This window comes from Bacillus sp. ISL-35 (genome assembly GCF_018613355.1).
Classification (GTDB): Bacteria; Bacillota; Bacilli; order Bacillales; family Cytobacillaceae; genus Mesobacillus.
In genome coordinates this window covers 1-19,197 of the sequence record NZ_JAGGQK010000025.1, presented here as the reverse complement: position 1 = coordinate 19,197, position 19,197 = coordinate 1, and the positions used below count along the sequence as shown (strand labels likewise).

The window sequence follows — 19,197 nt, the reverse complement described above, 5'->3', positions numbered from 1 at the left end:
AGCCCAGGAATAATTAACATATTCTTGGCAGGAGCATTCCCGAAAGCCGCTGCAGCCTGCGCGTGGTGCCAAATGGGGTCTTCAACAACAGTTTCCCGGATTCCAGCGATGATACCTGGCCGATCACTTCAGCATCCCTGCCGAATACGTGTTGTCTGAGGATTGTTAACGCCCTATCGGCCAAACTCGAATCTACAATGAGCACAATTTTTCCCTCATTGGCTAAATAAAGAGGATCGAATCCTAAAATGTCACATGCGCCCTGGACATCCTTCCGTATTGGAATACAGTCTTCTTCAAGCTCGATCGTCACCTGGAAGTCTTCACATATCTCGACAAGGGTAGTGGCCAATCCGCCTCTTGTGGGATCCCTCATGATGCGAATCCCTCGAATTTCATCTGTAAGTTCTTGAATAAGATGATTCAGTGATGCACAATCACTCGTGACATCTGTCATCAGACCAAGCTCGTTTCGTGCAGATAAAATTGAGACACCATGGTCGCCTAGCGTACCGCTTATGATCACAGCGTCCCTTTTTTTCATTTCCTCCGGGTTTGGACATGGCGCTTCTCGCAGTTCCCCAATGCCGGTCGTATTGATGAATAGACCATCCGCACTTCCCTTTTCAACCACTTTTGTATCACCGGCGATGATATGGACACCCGCCCGTTCCGCTTCTTCTGCCATGCTCTGGACAATCTTCTTCAGGTCATTAACCGGAAACCCTTCCTCAAGAATGAAGCCTGCTGTAATAAATCGCGGGATCGCCCCGCAAACAGCTAAATCATTTACTGTCCCTGTAATCGCCAGCTTTCCAATATTGCCCCCTGGGAAAAAGATCGGATTCACGACAAAGCTATCGGTCGTTACTGCCATGTTTTCAATCATCCCAGGCAGAATAGCGGAATCCAGTTTCGTCTGGACTCCATGTCCAAATGACTTAACAAACACATCCTGAATCAGCTGGTGGGTAAGTTCACCGCCCTCCCCATGCGCTAAACCAATTCTCTGGACCAAGCCTATTCCCCTCTCATATATTGATAATGTGCCGCACAAGTTCCTTCCGTTGAAACCATACAGGGCCCAATCGGATGGGCTGGTGTACACCCTTTATTAAACAAAACACAGCTTTCGGGATTTACTAATCCTCTAATGATTTCCCCACAGCGGCATTTGGTTTTCCTCGGCTCTCCTACAGATACTTCATAGCGCTTTTTCGCATCAAATTGTACGTATTCGTCCTTAAGGACAAGTCCGCTTTCCGGAATCGTTCCCATTCCCCGCCAATCTTCATCATGAAGACGCAGATAGTGCTTAAGCAATTTTTGTGCGTGAGGATTGCCCTCATCTTTTACAACAGAAGGATAGTCATTCAACACATCCTGCTTATTCTCGAGCAGGAGCTCCAGCATTTTATAGATGCCGCTTAAAAGCTGCACCGGCTCGAATCCGGTTATGACGCCAGAGATTTGGTAATCCTCCACTAAAAAATCAAAGCTCTTTTTGCCCAGTACAACCGAAACATGTCCGGGTAAAATAAAGCCGTCCAGCTTCACCTCTCCTGATTCAAGAAGTGCTCTCATAACCGGCTCCACCAATTTCGTTGTCATCCAGACACTATAATTCTTCAACCCTTTTCTTTCTGCTTCGCGAATGGCAAGAGTCAAAATCGGGATCGTAGTCTCAAAGCCAATACCGAGGAGAATGACTTCCTTATCGGGATTTTCCTCGGCGATTTTCACACTGTCCAATGGTGAATAGATCACCCGGATATCCTTGCCGTCCGTTTTTGACTTCATCAGGCTCACCCGGGAACCCGGCACACGCATCATATCGCCAAACGTACACAGGATTCTGTTGGGACCTTCAGCTAATTGAATCATTGCATCAATCGATTTCTGGTCTGTCACACACACCGGACATCCCGGACCGGCAATCAGCCTGACATGCTCCTTCAACCTGGTTTTCAATCCTGATTTGGCAAAAGCCATTGTATGTGAGCCGCATACTTCCATCAACACTGGTACTCTTCCAAATTTCTTTTTAAACTCTCCAGCCAGTTCAATCACGGCCCCCAGTGACTGACGGGCCAAGGCCGGATCAGAGAGCGTCTCCAAACTTTCCATTTAAAATATTCCTCCATTCTTCTATGCTTTCGCGCGCATAAATCTCATCTACTACGGTCATCGCCTGTCCGGCATGAAGCAATACATAGTCGCCTTTTTTCACCTCTGGGACAAACAGGATCCCGACGTGCATCCTTGACCCCATCACATCCACCAGAGCCGTCTGCTCCTCAATCTCCATCACCTTTGCGGGTACTCCCAGGCACACAGTGATCCACCACCTTACTTTTAATAGCATGAGAAGCTATGATGATTTGCCCTAATGATAAGCCGCCATCATGACAGGGCACGTTTTTATGCGTCTTAACGGCAAACCCTTTTTCCTCGAGCTTCGCTTTGATCTCTTTCGTTAAAAATAAATTCTGGAACGAGCCTCCTGACAACATGACCATCCTGTTCAGGTGCGGGTTTCTTTCTGCTAATCTTGCAATCATCTCCACACAGCTGGAAACAATGGTTGAATGAAAAGTGTGAATGATTTTGGCCGTACTGACATTGTTGAATTGATCCTGGATGATTTGATAGAGCATCGGTGAAAGGTCAAGCTGAAGCTGATTTTCCTGGTTTGTTTTTAGATAGAATGGATAAGTCTCAGCTGGATGGTCCATTTCGTTCATCATGGAATCTGATAATTTGATTGCCGCTTCTCCTTCATATGTGGAAGTTAAGCAGATTCCCAGAATCGCACTGACCGCATCAAATATTCTTCCGCACGTACCTGCCAGCGGGGTATGAATTTGATTCACGATCATCCTTTTTAAAATGTCGATTTCATTGGCTTTGTCATGGAATAGCTTCATTGCTATCTCGATGCCGTCATCCTGCCAGTAATGATAGAGCATTCCGACTGCATTTCTCCATGTTTCTTTCACGGCGTTTTCCCCGCCCGGAAGCGGGGTATATTCCAGATGGCCAAGACGCTCAAAGGAATCGGCATCGCCGTAAAGAAACTCAAATCCCCAGATATTCCCGTCATCGCCATAGCCGGTTCCATCAAGAATGATCCCGAAACAAGGTTCCTCGATGCCGTTATCCTCCATACAGGAAACATGATGGGCATGGTGATGCTGAATGGGTATGATGTTGCAATCATATTCCTTTACAAGTTCCGCTGATGCGTACAAAGGATGTTGATCGACCGCTATATGCTTCACTTCCACATCCAGCCATGTTTGAAAACGACGGATCTGGTCCTTATAAAAATGGATCATTTCTTCGTTGTCCAAATCGCCAATATAGGAACTGACCACGATGTCCTTTTCCTTCCCAAGCGCAAAGGTATTTTTTTGATTTCCGCCAAAAGCAAGAATTCCATCAACATCTGATTGAGTGTGAAAAGGATCCGGTACAAATCCTCGTGCCCGCCTATGATAGAGCATATGCTCACCGTCAATCTGTACGACAGAATCATCAATTGGAAGGTGAATGTCACGTTTGTGTGTTAATAGAAAATCATATAAACAGCCGTCGATGGATTCTTTTCTGTAAGGAATCGGCAGTCCTGAAATGTTGGCACTGGTCATGACCATACATTCAAGTCCGCTTGTTTCAAAAAGTCGATGATGCAACGGCGAATACGGCAGCATGATCCCAATCGTGGACAATCCTGGTGACAGCACTTCCGGAAGGGTGCATCCCTCTCTTTTCCGCAACACCACGATTGGCATAACAGGACTGTTCAGTATTTCCTCTTCATCTTTTGAAAGATAACAATGCTTTTTTACAACATCGGGATCCCTTGCCATAATGGCCAGTGGCCTGATGGGACGGTTCTTTCTTTTTCTTATTTCAGCAATTGCCCTCCCTCGATGGGCACCACATGCGAGATGATATCCGCCGATTCCCTTTATCCCGACAATATGGCCGCTCCTTAAAAGTTCACCTGCCTCAATAAGTGCCTCGTCATCCTGTGCTGCCATTTCCCCGCTTTGTTGAAATAGTTCAATGTCAGGGCCACAAGCAGAACAGCATATTGGCTGGGCATGATGCCGCCGGTTCAACGGATTATCATATTCTTTTTGACATTGGTCACACATCGTAAATTCACTCATCGTGGTATTGGGACGATCATAGGGCAGAGCCTGAATGATTGTGTAGCGCGGGCCGCATTGTGTGCAGTTGATGAATGGGTATTGATATCGCCGATTCGTTGGATCTTTCATTTCTTGCAGGCAATCCTCACAAATCGCTGCATCCGCAGAAATCCATGGTAAGGAATAGGAATCTATTTTTTTGCTTGGAATGATCGTAAATTCTGCAAAATAGACAGGGGGAATTTTTGTTGTGGTGATTCTATCGATCTTTGCCAGAGGTGGCGGCGAATTCTTTATTTCTGCGACAGCTTTTTCAAGCGAATCTTCGTTTCCTTCCAGAATCAATATGACATGGTCAAGATTATTTTGGACGGTTCCGGTCAATTGAAATTTTTTCGCAAGAGAATAAACGAATGGCCGAAATCCAACTCCCTGCACCCTTCCCGTCACCCTGATGCTTAACGCTCCGTACATTGCCTGTACGCTTCCTTGATCCAGTTGATCCAGCCTTCAAGACCTTCACCAGTCTTCGCGGACAAAACCATCAGCAGTGCCTCAGGGTTAATAGTCTTTAAGTCTTTTTCAGCTTCCTCCACACTGAATTGAACATATGGCAGAAGATCGACTTTATTGATAATCGTCAGATCTGTACGTCTGAACATTACTGGATACTTCGGGATTTTATCATTGCCTTCCGGTACGCTTAATACGACGACTTTATAATCTTGTCCTAAATCATAGCCTGACGGACATACCAAATTCCCTATATTTTCGACGAAGAGAATATCAATGTCTTCCAGCTTAAATTCCGGAAGTGTTTTGGCAATCATCCTCGCGTCAAGATGGCAGCCTCCCACTGTATTAATCTGAATGGTTTTTACCCCTAATGAACGCAATCGCTCCGCATCACGGTCAGTGGCCAGATCTCCTTCAATTACGGCTACGGTAAAATCTTGGCGCAATGCCTTGATCGTTTCTTCCAGCAGAGTCGTTTTTCCGGCACCAGGTGAACTCATGATATTGATGACAAGTGTTTTGTGATTCTTAAATAGTTTTCTATTATAAGCGGCAGCTAGATTGTTATCCTTTAACACATCTGCCTCGAGCTTAATTTTCATCGTCTCCATCCCTTCCTTCATAGGATTCAACCCTGAACGTTTCACCGCTCACCACCAGGCTGCCGGGAACTCCGCACTCCGGGCAAAGCGCAATCCTGTAATCAGGCTGAAAATCACACTGGCATGCCGGGCATCGCGCTTTTGCTTCTTCCCGAATAATATGCAGCCTGCTGTCTTCGTCAATCACACTGCCTTCCTGTCTCTGAAAGAAGAGAAACGCCAGCTCCAGGGCGTCAGGCAGGACATTGGATAAATCCCCCACGATGACATCAATCTGATCCACCTTTTTAAAGCCTCTTTCAGCAGCATCCTCTGAAACGATTTCAATGATTTCTGACATAAGTGACATTTCATGCATCCTAACACCACCCAAGATATCCCTCATCCTATTTTATGCCTGTCTTTTTGGAAAAGACCTGCGAGCCTTTGGTGGCTGGAACACCAAAAACTCCCCAGCCTCAATGGTTGGGGAGTTGACATCGTATAGGTATAGGCTGCTCTTATTAAACCTGGACCGTTTCCGCCGATTCTTCAATCATGGTACCTTTGCTGGCAAAATTGGTATGCCATGATAGAGCTTTTTCCAAAACATGTGGTGTTTGCCCGCCTCTTTGCAGTGCTTCCTGATAATAGGCGCGCAGCTGCTCGCGGTACATTGGATGTGCACAATTTTCGATTATAAGTTCCACTCTTTCCCTTGGCGCAAGGCCCCTCAAGTCGGCATATCCTTGTTCAGTGACAATCACATCGACATCATGCTCCGTATGGTCCACATGTGAGACGAAAGGCACGATGCTTGAGATTTTCCCGCCTTTGGCAATCGATTTAGTGACAAAGATGGCCAGGCGCGCGTTTCGGGCAAAGTCACCGGAACCGCCAATTCCGTTCATCATTTTCGTGCCGAGGACGTGGGTTGAATTGACATTTCCGTAGATGTCCAATTCCAACGCTGTATTGATGGAAATCAACCCGAGACGGCGAATGATTTCAGGATGGTTGGAGATCTCCTGAGGGCGCATCATCAGTTTGTCTCGATATTTTTCAAAATTCAAGAAGACTTGCTGCATTTTTTCCTCGGAAAGCGTGATTGAACAGCAGGAGGCAAATTGGACCTTCCCCGCATCAATCAGGTCAAATACCGCATCCTGAAGCACCTCGGAATAGACTTCCAAGTTCTCAAACTCTGAATCCAGCATTCCATGGAGAACGGCATTGGCAACAGAACCAATCCCTGATTGTAATGGGGCCAGGCTTTCGGTAAGCCGGCCGCTCTGGACTTCTTTTCGAAGGAATTCAATCAAATGCTGTGCCATCACAACCGTTTCTTCATCCGGAGGAACAATGGTCGATGGTGAATCCAGCTGATTCGTAAACACAATTCCTTTGACCTTGTTTACATCGACCGGGATTCCGATCGTTCCAATCCGATCGTCAGGTTTAGTGAGTGGAATAGGCTGCCTTGCCCCTTGTTTTCCTGGTTCGTATAAATCATGCAATCCTTCGAGTTCTGTTGACTGAGCTGTGTTAATTTCGATAATAATCGACTTCGCATTCTGGGCGAATGCCATGGAATTGCCTATTGAAGTAGTCGGGATGACCATTCCGTCTTCACTTATTGCAATCGCTTCCAAAATTGCGACGTCTATGTCCATGACATCAGCACGGATCAGCTCGGCTGTATGTGATAGATGCTGGTCCACAAACAAAAAGTCTCCCTGATTGATGCCACGGCGCATTGTCGGATCTGCCTGGAATGGCAATCTTTTGCCCAGGATGCCTGCCTCAGCGAACAGCTTATCTACATCTGATCCCAATGAAGCTCCGGTATATACATTAACCTTAAAGTTTTCATCTTCTTTTATCCTCTTTACTAGGGCGAATGGTACCGCTTTCACGTCGCCTGCACGCGTGAAGCCACTTAACCCTAAAGACATTCCACTTTCAATGAAGGAAGCTGCCTGATCAGGAGTCACAACTTTGTCCTTCAGACGATGATCTCTAATTCGCTCTAATTGCTGTTCCATATCTGAATCCCTCACTTAATGAATAGTTACAATCATTTTACCCATAAACAACATCAGGATATGGTTTTCGGAATACTAGACAAAAGATTCCGACAAAACAGCGAATTTAGACACCCAAGCAGAAAAAATCAGAATCCCAGCAGTTTTCTAAAATAACTGGAGTAGGACTGGCTGACCGGCACACGTTCCCCATTATCCATCGACAGCAGAAAAGTAGAATGAGTATCCGGATAAATCGTCTTGATATGGTTCACATTCACAATGAATGAACGATGGCACCGGATAAAGGAATCCTTCGGAAGCAAATATTCAAACTCCTGCAGGGAGTATTTATGTGTCCCAGATATCTCATCCGTGTAAACATGGGTCTTCTTATCTTTCGCCTCAATATGGATCACCTTTGAAAAAGGAACCGGAATCCAGCCATCCTGAGTTTTCAGGGTCACGACTGACTTCCCATCGGTCAGCGCCGGATAAATCGCCGTCACACATCCCTCAAGCTCGCCATTATGTAAAAACGGGACCGCCATCCCATGATAAGGAATGCCAAAAACATCCCGGTTAATGAACTCAGAAACCTTCTGCCTCGACATCAGCGCTTTATAGGCAATCGTCCCTTCCTTTACAGGATCGCCAGCAGCAATCTTCAAATCCACCCTCTTGCTGGGACGATAATAAATATATTCCTTCGTATTCGAAACCGCAATCGAGATTTCATCCGAAAATAACTCCCCGATGACATCCAGCAATGAGCTTAAGGTTATATCCTCCATGCTTTTTCTCACCTCGATGTTATTATACTACTATTATAAAATATATTGAGGGATAGCTTTTTGAAAGAAATAAAAGAAGCATCCCATAAGTTTTAACAACTTATGGGATGCTTCTTTTAGTTTTTACCAAGGGTGAGGCGATGATTACATCATGCCACCCATACCGCCCATGCCGCTCATGTCAGGCATTCCAGCACCAGCTGGTTCTGGGATGTCAGCAACTACTGCTTCAGTAGTCAGGAACATTGCAGATACGGATGCTGCGTTTTGAAGTGCAGAGCGTGTAACCTTAGTTGGATCAACGATACCAGCTTCGATCATGTTTACCCACTCTCCAGTTGCTGCGTTGAAGCCTGTGCCGACTTCTTCGCGCTTCAGGCGCTCAACGATGACTGAGCCTTCAAGTCCAGCGTTGTGTGCGATTTGGCGAACTGGTTCTTCCATAGCGCGAAGGACGATGTTTATGCCAGTAGCTTCGTCGCCTTCAGCCTGGATTCCAGCAACCTTGTTGTATACGTTAAGAAGCGCTACGCCACCGCCTGATACGATACCTTCTTCAACTGCAGCGCGAGTTGAGTTAAGAGCATCTTCAATGCGAAGCTTGCGTTCTTTCAATTCAGTTTCAGTAGCAGCACCAACCTTGATGACTGCAACGCCGCCAGCTAGCTTAGCAAGGCGCTCTTGCAGCTTTTCACGGTCAAATTCAGAAGTTGTTTCTTCCATTTGAATACGGATCTGGTTTACGCGGCTTTCGATTTGAGCGCTGTCTCCAGCACCTTCAACGATTGTTGTGTTTTCTTTTGTAACCACAACTTTAGAAGCGCGTCCAAGAGATGTGATAGTAGCAGACTTAAGGTCGCGTCCAAGTTCTTCAGTGATTACTTCACCGCCAGTCAGTGCAGCGATGTCTTCAAGCATAGCCTTACGGCGGTCACCAAAGCCAGGAGCTTTAACAGCTACTGCGTTGAATGTTCCGCGAAGCTTGTTGACTACTAATGTAGCAAGTGCTTCACCTTCAACATCTTCAGCGATAAGCAATAATGGCTTGCCTTGCTGTACAACTTGCTCAAGGACAGGAAGGATTTCCTGGATGCTGCCGATTTTCTTGTCAGTGATCAGGATATATGGATTTTCAAGAACTGCTTCCATCTTGTCAGAATCAGTTACCATGTAAGGAGATGCATATCCGCGGTCGAACTGCATACCTTCAACAACGTCCAATTCTGTAGTGAAGCCTTTTGATTCTTCGATTGTGATAACGCCGTCGTTGCCAACGCGCTCCATTGCTTCAGCGATCAATTGGCCAACTTCTTCGTCATCAGCAGAGATTGCAGCAACTTGTGCGATAGAAGCTTTGCCTTCGATTGGCTTAGAAATAGCCTTTAACTCTTCAACTGCTGTAATAACAGCCTTTTCCATACCTTTGCGGATGCCCATTGGGTTAGCGCCGGCAGTTACGTTCTTAAGGCCTTCACGGATCATTGCTTGAGCAAGAACTGTTGCAGTAGTCGTACCGTCACCAGCAACGTCGTTTGTCTTGCTAGCTACTTCAGCAACAAGCTTAGCACCCATGTTTTCGAATGCATCTTCAAGTTCGATTTCTTTCGCGATTGTTACACCATCGTTAGTGATAAGAGGTGAACCGAATTTCTTCTCAAGAACCACGTTGCGTCCCTTTGGTCCAAGAGTTACTTTTACTGCATTTGCAAGAGAATCTACCCCGCGAAGCATCGCGCGGCGTGCTTCTTCACTGAACTTAATTTCTTTTGCCATTGTAGAAAAACCTCCTCAGATTTTTAATATTTTTACGTTCTGTTTATAATCGCAGTGATTATTCTACTACTGCTAAAATGTCGTTTTCACGTAGGATCAGGTACTCAGTTCCCTGGTACTTCACTTCTGTGCCTGCGTATTTTGAGAAGATAATGCGGTTTCCGACTTCAACTTCTAGAGCAACGCGCTCACCGTTCTCAAGTACACGGCCAGTTCCAACAGCTACGACTTTACCTTCTTGAGGTTTTTCTTTCGCTGTGTCGGGTAAAACGATACCGCTTGCAGTTTTTTCTTCAGACTCAACAAGCTCGATAATAATGCGATCTCCTAGTGGCTTGATCAAGTGAAACAACCTCCTCAAATTATATGTAGATTATTTTTTATTAGCACTCGCCTCAATAGAGTGCTAACACAATTTATATAATAATGAATCTCGATTTTTTTTGCAAGCGTGAAGCAAAAATTTTTCATGAAATTTTACGATGATCCAGGTGCTGTCGAATGCTGTAGAAATCTCCTGCTGACGGCATCATTTACTGGCTTGGTAAAGGACATGCTTCTTCAGCGGACTGCCCTGATCTACTCTCGGGTGATGAAATGTTTTAACAGGGTTCATGCCGATTTTTCTCATGACATTGATAGAGGGTTTATTGATTTCAGCAGTAAAACTGACGACCTCGCTAAAGCCGAGCTCATTGAATCCATATTCCAGACAGGCCCTGGCTCCTTCTGTTGCATAACCTTGGCCCCACGCGTCTTTTTTCAGCCTCCAGCCAATTTCAATACATGGGGTGAAATCTGCGTCAAATGTTGCCCTATGAAACCCGATGAAGCCGATGAACTCTTTCGTTCTCTTCTCTTCAACCGCATATAGCCCAAAGCCGTATTCCTTGAACTCGGCAAGAATCGACTGATAAAACTTCTCAGTTTCTGCGGAAGATAAAACACGAGGAAAATACTGCATCACATCCTGATCTGCATTCATTAGGCAAAAGTGCTCTAAATCTGCCGCAGACCAGTTCCGCAAAATCAGTCGTGGCGTTTCCAAATAAATCATTTGTACCTCCAATTATTCTCAAATTGAAAATGGCACCTTAACCGGATACAGTAAACCCGAACAAGTAACTTTTTCATCCTGGCCCTACAATTTGAACTTTTAAATCATTTACTAGTAGAATAAAGAGAGTGTATATAGTAAGCAAAGCGGTCCCCGTATTTTATTTTACAGGCCAGCATATTATTACGTAAAATTTCAGAACATACATTTCTGCATTATTAAGGAGTTTTTTCAATTGAAAAAAGAATACTGGTACGTCCTTATTGCCTATATTGTTATGCAGCTTTCAAGTCTTGTCGGGGTGCCACTCATTGCTTTGATCGGTGCTGCGATGGGAAAAAGCCTGAATGAAATGCAAACCCTCGCGATTCCATACTGGCTCGTAACCAGCTTTTCGCTGACACTCCTGATCATCCTGCTGATTTTAAGGAAGGAAAGAAACATAAATGCTGATTTGCGCGAAGCATCTTCGCCGGCAAGCTCGGCGGCATGGGCATTCGCCGGGGTATTCCTGGCCCTGTTCGCCCAGTCGATTGCAGGCAGCATTGAAAGCATGCTTGGAATTGAGATGGGCTCGGAGAATACACAGGAAATCATCAAGCTGATTGAAAGGTTCCCGGTTGTGATCCTTGTCAGCTCGATCATCGGTCCGATTCTGGAGGAAATCGTCTTCCGGAAGATTATTTTTGGCAGCCTGCACAAGAAAATGAACTTCTTCTTGGCAGCCTTGATCAGCTCCGTCATATTCGCACTGGCCCATATGGAGCCGGAGCATGTGATCCTATACTCAGCAATGGGCTTCACCTTTGCGTTTCTATATGTAAAAACAAAGCGGATCATCGTGCCAATCATCGCCCATGTTACAATGAATACAATGGTTGTCCTGCTTCAATCCGTATTCAGGGAAGACATTGAGAGAATGATAAAAGAAGCAGAGAAAATTCAAAGCTTTATTGGGGGATTTTAAGTCATGAAGCAATCGCCTATGTTTTCAGGCATTGTCTACATCTTGTTAGGCAGCTTATTCACCTATTTCGCCATCCAGAATGTCAACGATACAGGCTGGGGATTTTTCAGTTATTTGCTCGTCCTGCTCGCCACCTTTGACTTCGGTTCCGGCATCAGGATGATTCTGTTTCATTTCAAACTTAAACAAATGCAGAAAAAATAGCTCCTTCATCGAAGGAGCCATTTTTTATTCTTCTGATTCACTGTCTGTCGGATAATGTTTCAAGAAATAAATCAATGATTGCAGTTCTACTGCCAAATCAATATGATGGATCCTGATCGAAGACGGCACATTCAGCCTCGCCGGCGTAAAGTTCAGGATTCCCTTCACATTCGCCTGTACAAGTCTGTCTGTGATCGGCTGTGCCACTGTTGACGGCACTGTCAGGATTGCCACCTGGATGCCTTCCTCAACCACAACCTTATCGAGATCATCCATGTGATAGACAGGCACATCGCCAATCTGCGTCCCAACCTTATCTGGGTCGACATCGAAGGCAATTTCAATTTTCGTATTATTGTTTTTGGAAAAATTATAATTCAAAAACGCCGTTCCCAAATTACCAACGCCAATCAGCGCAACCTTCGTGAGTTCATCCTGGTCGAGCGTCTTTCGGAAAAAAGTCAGCAGGTAATTCACATTATAGCCGTAACCCTTTTTACCCAAAGCCCCGAAATAGGAAAAGTCCCTCCTGATCGTAGCCGAATCCACTTTTACCGCTTCACTCAGCTCCGCGGACGATACCCTCTGCTTGCCTGAAGAATGCAAGTTCAATAAAAATCGGTAATATAGCGGCAAACGCTTAGCAGTTGCCTGCGGAATCTTCATAGCATCATTCGTCATTCTCCATCCTCCACCCTGTTCGTATTTCTATTTTAACTTCTCATCTCTCTTAAAATCGCCGTTTTTCCCGCCGGTTTTTTCCACGAGATAGGTCCTGCCGATCACCATGCCTTTGTCGACGGCCTTGCACATATCATAAACAGTCAGCGCGCATGCTGCTGCTGCTGTTAACGCTTCCATTTCTACCCCTGTATTCCCTTTTGTTTTAACAGCTGCAGCGATATTTAATATATAGTCATTACCATTTTGCTCCCAATCAAACGAAAGGTCAATGCCTGTTAATGGAATCGGGTGGCACATCGGGATGATCTCTGACGTCTTCTTGGCCGCCATGATGCCAGCAACCTGCGCGACTGCCAGTACATCGCCTTTTTTCATTTTATTTTCAGTAATCCTTACATATATATCTTCATTAACGGTGATGCTTGAATGGGCGACTGCCGTACGGACCGTCTCCGGTTTTTCACTGACATCGACCATCTTCGCTCTTCCCTCTTCATTAAAATGCGTAAATTCTGCCATGTTCAAGCTCCTTTCAACCAAATAATACACTATTTTCCCAAACTTGTGTGTGAACTTTGTTTCTATCTTCACATATAGAGGAGGAAATTTTTCATACCTTACCACCCATTGCAGGCCGCACATATTGCCGAGCCCATAGGATTGGGTTACACTATCCCTAAGGCATTAGAGGTGAAAAATAATGATTCTATTACAAGTCAATCAGCTATCAAAATATTTTGCGGCTGATCTTATTTTATCGAATATCAAGTTTGAAATACAGACCAATGACCGTGTTGCCCTGGTCGGCCGGAACGGGGCGGGAAAATCCACCCTGCTGAAAATCATTGCCGGCTATGAATCCCATGACGGCGGCGAGATTATCCGCCCGAAAGGAACATCAATCGGCTACCTGGCCCAGAATACCGGACTGGAATCCGAGAAAAGCATTTGGGATGAAATGCTGGCTGTTTTTGACCATCTGCACAGCATGGAAAAAGAACTGCGCCGGCTTGAAGAAAAAATGTCGGATCCTGGCATCCTGTCGAATGAGTCAGAGTATGAAAGAGTATTAAAGGATTATGACGTTTTGCAGGTCCAGTTCAAGGAAAAAGGCGGCTACCAGTACGAAGCGGACATCCGCTCCGTCCTTCACGGCCTGAACTTCCAGTCTTTTGATTATTCCACAAAAATCTCCACTTTAAGCGGAGGACAGAAAACAAGGCTTGCGCTCGCAAAGCTGTTATTGACTCGTCCTGATATTTTGATTCTCGACGAACCGACTAACCATCTGGACATTGACACACTTTCCTGGCTTGAGCAGTATCTCCAGGGCTATGACGGTGCGATTTTAATTGTTTCACACGACCGTTACTTCCTTGATAAGGTTGTGAACCAGGTATACGAGATTTCCCGTCACCAGTTGACGAAGTTCCCTGGCAATTACAGCTCGTATTTAGAACATAAAGCCGCAAATTATGAGCGCGACCTGAAGCTATATGAAAAGCAGCAGGATGAGATCTCCAAGCTGCAGGACTTTATCCAGCGAAATCTTGCCAGGGCCTCAACAACGAAACGGGCCCAGAGCCGCCGGAAACAGCTCGAGAAGATCGACCGGATGGACAGGCCGATGGGAGATGAAAAATCTGCTTCCTTCAGCTTCCAGATCGAACGCCAGAGCGGGAATGACGTCCTGAAGGTAAATACACTTGCTGTCGGCTATCAGAATGAAGTCGTCTCCGAAAATATATCTTTCAACCTTTCACGTGGCGACAGTACGGCCCTCGTTGGACCAAACGGAGTCGGCAAGTCGACCTTATTGAAGACCATTGTTGAAAAATTGCCATCGATTGCCGGCAATATTCAGTACGGCTCCAATGTTTCAATCGGCTATTACGATCAGGAACAGGCTGAACTTAGCTCGAACAAAAAGGTTTTAAATGAGCTGTGGGACGAGTATCCACTGAAATCCGAAAAGGAGATCCGCACCGTATTGGGCAACTTCCTTTTTTCAGGCGATGATGTGTTAAAAATCGTCTCGACCCTGAGCGGCGGCGAAAAAGCGCGGTTGGCACTGGCCAAGCTAATGCTGCAAAATTCCAATTTCCTTATTCTGGATGAACCAACAAACCATCTGGACCTGGACAGCAAGGAAGTCCTTGAGAACGCCTTGATCGATTATCCAGGCACCATCCTGTTCGTCTCTCACGACCGTTATTTTATCAACAGGATCGCCACCAAGGTCCTTGAACTCGACCGTGCCGGAGCAACAGAATATCTTGGTGATTATGATTACTACGTCGAGAAGAAATTAGAGCAGGAAGAACTTGAGGCACTGGCCAGACAGGCGGCCATAGCGGCTGGCACGATCAGCGAACCAGTCAAGCAGGACAAGACCTCCTACCAGCAGGATAAAGAGGCCAAGAAGCTCGAACGCCAGCGCAAACGTCGCATGGAAGAGGTCGAAGCGCTGATCGACAAGCTCGAGTCAGAGGTTGCAGAATACGAAGAATTGCTTTGTGATCCGGAAATATTCCAGGATCACGAAAAAGCAGGAGAAATCAATTCCAAAATCGAAACCGCCAAAGATAAGCTCGACGAACTGATGGAAGAGTGGACGGAATTGGCCTAGCAATGGAGAAACCGGGCATGAATTTGCCCGGTTTTTTGTATGTTATCCACAGAAATTTGTTGATTGTTTTCTAATGAATTTGTTTATTCGCTAAAAAGGGGTGTTTAATTGCAAAAATGCTGTATTTATTCGCAAAGCCAGCACTTTTATTCGCAAAATAATCCTGTTTATTCGCAAACTGGAAAATAACTAAGATTATTTCCAATTTGAAAACCCCGAGTTCCATCTCTTATTCACTAAAAAAAGTCCCGATTAAAAACCGGGACTTTTTGTTCACATAGTTATTCACATAGCAAAGACTGATTTATAGGTTATCCATAGACTTTTCCACATTATCCACAAAACAAGCTTTTTTTATCCACATTATGCACAATCATAAGCTGTTTTTGTTTACATATCCACAGAAGAGTCTGACAAAAATAATTTCTAACTGCGACTTTGGTTGTGGATAGTTATCTCCAGACCAGGATTTCCGTTCAATGTCAGTTCCGCTCTTTGCCCTTTATCGTACATCACACTTCCTGCGGCAGCAATCATCGCTGCGTTGTCTGTGCATAAAGACAGCGGCGGAATGACAATTTCCACATCCGAATCTGCAAATTCTGTGGATAATTTTGCTCTCAGGCCTTTATTAGCCGCAACACCTCCGGCTAGCAGAACTTGTTTCACATCATATTCTTTTACAGCCTTTTGCGTTTTCGTGACAAGTACATCAATGACACTCTCCTGGAAGCTTGCCGCCAGCTCTTCAGGGGCAATTTCTTCCCCCCGCTGCTGTGCGTTATGCACAACATTGATTACAGCTGACTTCAGCCCGCTGAAGCTGAAATCATAGGACCCTTCCTCCAGCCAGGCTCTCGGCAGGTCAATGGTTGCCTCTCCTTCATGTGCAAGCCTGTCGATATGCGGTCCACCTGGATACGGAAGATTCAGGGTACGCGCTACCTTATCATAAGCCTCTCCAGCTGCATCATCCCGAGTCTCGCCAATCACCTCGAAATGACCATGCTCCTTCATATAAACAAGTTCCGTATGGCCTCCAGACACAACGAGCGAAAGCAGTGGAAACTTCATCTCGGCAACAAGTCTGTTCGCATAGATATGGCCTGCTATATGATGGACCCCAACAAGAGGGATCCCATTTGCAAACGCTAAGGCTTTCGCAGCGTTGACACCGATCAATAAAGCACCAACGAGGCCAGGACCCTCCGTCACGGCAATCGCATCCAAATCTTTAACATCCACATTTGCCTGAGCGAGTGCTTCTTCCAAAACAAGCGTAATCTGCTCGACATGGTGCCTCGATGCGATCTCCGGTACCACTCCGCCGAACCGCTTATGGCTCTCGATCTGCGAGGCCACGACATTCGCGAGGATTTCCCGTCCATTCTTAACGATCGCTACGGCTGTCTCATCACAGCTCGTCTCTATTCCCATGATTAATTGGTCTTTTGTCATTATAAATTCACCCACATTATTAAAGCGTCTTCCATATTGTCTGTATAATATTGCTTCCTGATGGCACCTTCTTCGAATCCAAACTTTCGATAGAGATTTTGGGCCCTGTCATTGCTTACCCTCACTTCGAGCGTCATCCTCAATGCTCCCATTTCGCGTGCAAGCTCCATTACCTTAGCCATCAGTGCCTCGCCCAGCTTCATTCCTCTGTATTCCGGCAGCACGGCAATATTCGTGATATGTGCTTCATCAACAATGATCCACACACCACAATAACCCACAACCTTCTGATCCACTTCCACTACCAGATACTGAGCAAACTGATTCTTCGTCAACTCATTAAAAAAAGCTTCCCTGCTCCATGGAATCGTAAAGGAATTGACCTCAACCGCCATCACGTCATCCAGATCATCAACCGTCATATTCCGGAACGTTATCGTTTTATTCATGTTCGCTTCCCACTTATTTTTTAGTCTCTTGCGCTTTCAGCCAGTTCGCCTCGGCTTCTGCCAGGCGGATATAGTTAGGGACGAAGGTATGAAGGTCAACAGCCTCTTTATCCCTGCCCAACAAAGCAAGTTCTGCCGGCCTTGGATTCAATTCGGTAATTTCAGCAAAAACAGCCTTATTCCCGAGCTCCTGTTTAATGACATCCTCATGCAGAGCCAAATCATTGCTCGTAAACAATACCTTGCTGTCCATGTCATTCAAAACCTTTACCCAATCAGCTGACATCACAAGCTGGTCCTCTTTCACAATTTCCAACCTTTGGTTTCCAAACTTATATAAACCGGTATAAATCTGCCCTCTCCTCGCGTCAAAAAAAGGAGATACATAGCCGTCAAAATAACGTCCTGCTGATGCTGCGGCCACCTGAAGGCTTGATACACCAGATAAAGGAATCTTCAGTGTCCAGGCCATCGTCTTGGCTATTGTCACACCGATACGGACGCCAGTGTACGATCCCGGTCCTTCAGCCACAACAATCTTCGATAAATCGTCCGGTTTGACATTGCACTCCTCCATCAGTGTCTGAATCGCCGGCATCACCCGGACAGAGTGATTCTTTTTAATATTGGAGATATACTCGCCCAAAACCGTTTCGCCATCAAGCAGACCAATTCCCAAAACATAATTGGACGTATCTATCGATAATACCTTCATTTAAAAATCTCCTTACACAATTCTTCATATCGCTCGCCCTTTGGCTCGACGACAATTCTCCTTGCACCATTGTCATCAAGATACAACTGAAGCAGCAATAGTTCCTGCGGCAGCTGTGCTTCTATTAAATGAGCCCATTCAACAACCGTAACACCATTACCTTCAAAGTATTCTTCAAAACCAAGATCTTCAAACGCATCTTCCACTCGATACACATCCATATGATATAAAGGAAGCCGTCCCTGATACTCCTTAATGATCGTAAAAGTAGGGCTATTCACATTCCTCGTGATACCCAGCCCCTCAGCAAGCCCCTTGGTAAAAGTGGTCTTTCCCGCACCTAAATCACCTTCCAGGGCAATCACGTCGCCTTCCTTTAAAAGAGCAGCCAGCCTCTTTGCAAAATTTTTTGTCTCTTCCGGCTGCGTGGAAATGAATTGATAAGTCGCCATCTATCTATCACCAACTAACAATCAATTTTATAATACAAAAAAACCTTAGGATGCCTCCTAAGGATGACGATTCTATATGTAGTTTACACGATTTATCGAGTCCGGGCAAAAAAACCGGCCATTTTCCCTTTTGAATAAGGTGAAAGGCATAAAAAAAAACGAAACCCTGTTTCGCTTTGCGATTCTAGCAATCTAGAAAAATGGCGGTCCCGACCGGGATCGAACCGGCGATCTCCTGCGTGACAGGCAGGCATGTTAACCGCTACACCACGGGACCTAATATGTATGAAAAAGATGGATTATTGCGGGGGCAGGATTTGAACCTGCGACCTTCGGGTTATGAGCCCGACGAGCTACCGGGCTGCTCCACCCCGCGTCGATAATATTATGTGTAATCCATTAAATTGTTCAAACAGCCCGGCGGCGTCCTACTCTCACAGGGGGAAACCCCCAACTACCATCGGCGCTGAGAAGCTTAACTTCCGTGTTCGGTATGGGAACGGGTGTGACCTTCTCGCCATCGCCACCAGACTATTTGGTTTGAGGTTTTATTCCCTCAAAACTAGATAATGTGTAAGAAGAATTCAAGAGAATCGAATGATCATTTGGTTAAGTCCTCGAACGATTAGTATCAGTCAGCTCCACACGTCACCGCGCTTCCACCTCTGACCTATCAACCTGATCATCTTTCAGGGTTCTTACTAGCTTGCGCTATGGGAAATCTCATCTTGAGG

At 45.6% G+C, this 19,197-nt stretch carries 20 protein-coding genes, 2 tRNA genes and 2 rRNA genes; 3 read left to right on the top strand and 21 right to left on the bottom strand.

The features are described from left to right. Positions 1 to 13 precede the first annotated feature (13 nt). The 11 genes from hypE to J7E38_RS22310 form a co-directional block, all read right to left on the bottom strand. Positions 14 to 1,018: a hydrogenase expression/formation protein HypE gene (hypE, locus tag J7E38_RS22360; RefSeq protein WP_214710390.1), complete on the bottom strand. Its 1,005-nt coding sequence runs from the start codon at positions 1,016 to 1,018 to the stop codon at positions 14 to 16. A gap of 2 nt (positions 1,019 to 1,020) precedes the next feature. Next, complete coding sequence (hypD, locus tag J7E38_RS22355) at positions 1,021 to 2,127, bottom strand: hydrogenase formation protein HypD (protein WP_214710391.1); 1,107 nt, start codon at positions 2,125 to 2,127, stop codon at positions 1,021 to 1,023. Then, positions 2,102 to 2,335 carry a HypC/HybG/HupF family hydrogenase formation chaperone gene (locus J7E38_RS22350; RefSeq protein WP_215038942.1) on the bottom strand — a complete coding sequence of 78 codons (234 nt, stop codon included), beginning with the start codon at positions 2,333 to 2,335 and terminating at the stop codon, positions 2,102 to 2,104. The genes hypD and J7E38_RS22350 overlap by 26 nt, the downstream gene beginning before the upstream one ends. Next, positions 2,298 to 4,634, bottom strand: coding sequence for a carbamoyltransferase HypF (hypF, locus tag J7E38_RS22345; RefSeq protein ID WP_214710393.1), 2,337 nt, complete (start codon positions 4,632 to 4,634; stop codon positions 2,298 to 2,300). Before hypF ends, J7E38_RS22350 begins: the two co-directional genes overlap by 38 nt. Next, the gene (gene hypB / locus J7E38_RS22340; RefSeq protein ID WP_214710394.1) at positions 4,619 to 5,278 is read right to left on the bottom strand and encodes a hydrogenase nickel incorporation protein HypB; all 660 of its coding nucleotides are present in this window, start codon (positions 5,276 to 5,278) and stop codon (positions 4,619 to 4,621) included. The genes hypF and hypB overlap by 16 nt, the downstream gene beginning before the upstream one ends. Beyond that, on the bottom strand, positions 5,268 to 5,636 hold the full coding sequence (locus J7E38_RS22335) for a hydrogenase maturation nickel metallochaperone HypA/HybF (protein WP_214710395.1): 369 nt from the start codon (positions 5,634 to 5,636) through the stop codon (positions 5,268 to 5,270). The genes hypB and J7E38_RS22335 overlap by 11 nt, the downstream gene beginning before the upstream one ends. A 145-nt stretch (positions 5,637 to 5,781) precedes the next feature. Next, positions 5,782 to 7,302: a succinyl-CoA:acetate CoA-transferase ScpC gene (locus J7E38_RS22330; protein ID WP_214710396.1), complete on the bottom strand. Its 1,521-nt coding sequence runs from the start codon at positions 7,300 to 7,302 to the stop codon at positions 5,782 to 5,784. A 128-nt stretch (positions 7,303 to 7,430) separates the two neighbouring features. Then, entirely contained in the window at positions 7,431 to 8,075 is a 645-nt protein-coding gene (locus tag J7E38_RS22325; RefSeq protein ID WP_214710397.1) for a LytTR family DNA-binding domain-containing protein, read from the bottom strand. Between the two features lie 144 nt (positions 8,076 to 8,219). Further along, a complete protein-coding gene (groL, locus tag J7E38_RS22320) occupies positions 8,220 to 9,848 on the bottom strand; it encodes a chaperonin GroEL (RefSeq protein ID WP_214710398.1) in 1,629 nt (542 codons plus the stop codon). Positions 9,849 to 9,906: 58 nt separating this feature from the next. Then, a complete protein-coding gene (groES, locus tag J7E38_RS22315) occupies positions 9,907 to 10,191 on the bottom strand; it encodes a co-chaperone GroES (protein ID WP_041967795.1) in 285 nt (94 codons plus the stop codon). 186 nt (positions 10,192 to 10,377) lie between these two features. Further along, the gene (locus tag J7E38_RS22310; RefSeq protein WP_214710399.1) at positions 10,378 to 10,905 is read right to left on the bottom strand and encodes a GNAT family N-acetyltransferase; all 528 of its coding nucleotides are present in this window, start codon (positions 10,903 to 10,905) and stop codon (positions 10,378 to 10,380) included. Positions 10,906 to 11,140: 235 nt separating this feature from the next. Between J7E38_RS22310 and J7E38_RS22305 the strand changes: the two genes are divergently transcribed. Together J7E38_RS22305 and J7E38_RS22300 are read left to right on the top strand one after the other, a co-directional pair. Next, positions 11,141 to 11,872, top strand: a complete 732-nt coding sequence (locus J7E38_RS22305; RefSeq protein WP_214710400.1) for a CPBP family intramembrane glutamic endopeptidase — start codon at positions 11,141 to 11,143, stop codon at positions 11,870 to 11,872. Positions 11,873 to 11,875: 3 nt separating this feature from the next. Continuing rightward, complete coding sequence (locus J7E38_RS22300) at positions 11,876 to 12,076, top strand: YdiK family protein (RefSeq protein WP_214710401.1); 201 nt, start codon at positions 11,876 to 11,878, stop codon at positions 12,074 to 12,076. A 24-nt stretch (positions 12,077 to 12,100) separates the two neighbouring features. Here the strand turns inward: J7E38_RS22300 and J7E38_RS22295 are convergent, their stop codons facing one another. Then, the gene (locus J7E38_RS22295; RefSeq protein ID WP_214710402.1) at positions 12,101 to 12,757 is read right to left on the bottom strand and encodes a redox-sensing transcriptional repressor Rex; all 657 of its coding nucleotides are present in this window, start codon (positions 12,755 to 12,757) and stop codon (positions 12,101 to 12,103) included. 27 nt (positions 12,758 to 12,784) lie between these two features. Continuing rightward, positions 12,785 to 13,279: a cyclic pyranopterin monophosphate synthase MoaC gene (gene moaC, locus J7E38_RS22290; protein WP_214710403.1), complete on the bottom strand. Its 495-nt coding sequence runs from the start codon at positions 13,277 to 13,279 to the stop codon at positions 12,785 to 12,787. 181 nt (positions 13,280 to 13,460) lie between these two features. Here moaC and J7E38_RS22285 point away from each other — a divergent pair, with 181 nt between their 5' ends. Continuing rightward, positions 13,461 to 15,389, top strand: coding sequence for an ABC-F family ATP-binding cassette domain-containing protein (locus J7E38_RS22285; protein WP_214710404.1), 1,929 nt, complete (start codon positions 13,461 to 13,463; stop codon positions 15,387 to 15,389). A gap of 426 nt (positions 15,390 to 15,815) precedes the next feature. On the opposite strand, the gene tsaD is transcribed toward J7E38_RS22285, so the two are convergent. The 8 genes from tsaD to J7E38_RS22245 form a co-directional block, all read right to left on the bottom strand. Then, positions 15,816 to 16,847 (bottom strand): tRNA (adenosine(37)-N6)-threonylcarbamoyltransferase complex transferase subunit TsaD, encoded by a 1,032-nt coding sequence (gene tsaD / locus J7E38_RS22280; RefSeq protein ID WP_214710405.1) that lies wholly within the window; start codon positions 16,845 to 16,847, stop codon positions 15,816 to 15,818. Beyond that, entirely contained in the window at positions 16,847 to 17,296 is a 450-nt protein-coding gene (rimI, locus tag J7E38_RS22275; RefSeq protein ID WP_214710406.1) for a ribosomal protein S18-alanine N-acetyltransferase, read from the bottom strand. The genes tsaD and rimI overlap by 1 nt, the downstream gene beginning before the upstream one ends. Positions 17,297 to 17,309: 13 nt before the next feature. Then, positions 17,310 to 18,011, bottom strand: coding sequence for a tRNA (adenosine(37)-N6)-threonylcarbamoyltransferase complex dimerization subunit type 1 TsaB (gene tsaB, locus J7E38_RS22270; protein WP_214710407.1), 702 nt, complete (start codon positions 18,009 to 18,011; stop codon positions 17,310 to 17,312). Then, complete coding sequence (tsaE, locus tag J7E38_RS22265) at positions 18,008 to 18,463, bottom strand: tRNA (adenosine(37)-N6)-threonylcarbamoyltransferase complex ATPase subunit type 1 TsaE (protein ID WP_214710408.1); 456 nt, start codon at positions 18,461 to 18,463, stop codon at positions 18,008 to 18,010. Before tsaE ends, tsaB begins: the two co-directional genes overlap by 4 nt. Before the next feature lie 201 nt (positions 18,464 to 18,664). Next, positions 18,665 to 18,740 (bottom strand) — tRNA-Asp (locus tag J7E38_RS22260). Between the two features lie 25 nt (positions 18,741 to 18,765). Then, positions 18,766 to 18,839: transfer RNA gene (locus J7E38_RS22255), tRNA-Met, on the bottom strand. A 39-nt stretch (positions 18,840 to 18,878) separates the two neighbouring features. Continuing rightward, a 5S ribosomal RNA gene (rrf, locus tag J7E38_RS22250) occupies positions 18,879 to 18,994 on the bottom strand. A 74-nt stretch (positions 18,995 to 19,068) separates the two neighbouring features. Beyond that, positions 19,069 to 19,197, bottom strand: a 23S ribosomal RNA gene (locus J7E38_RS22245); the annotation flags it as partial.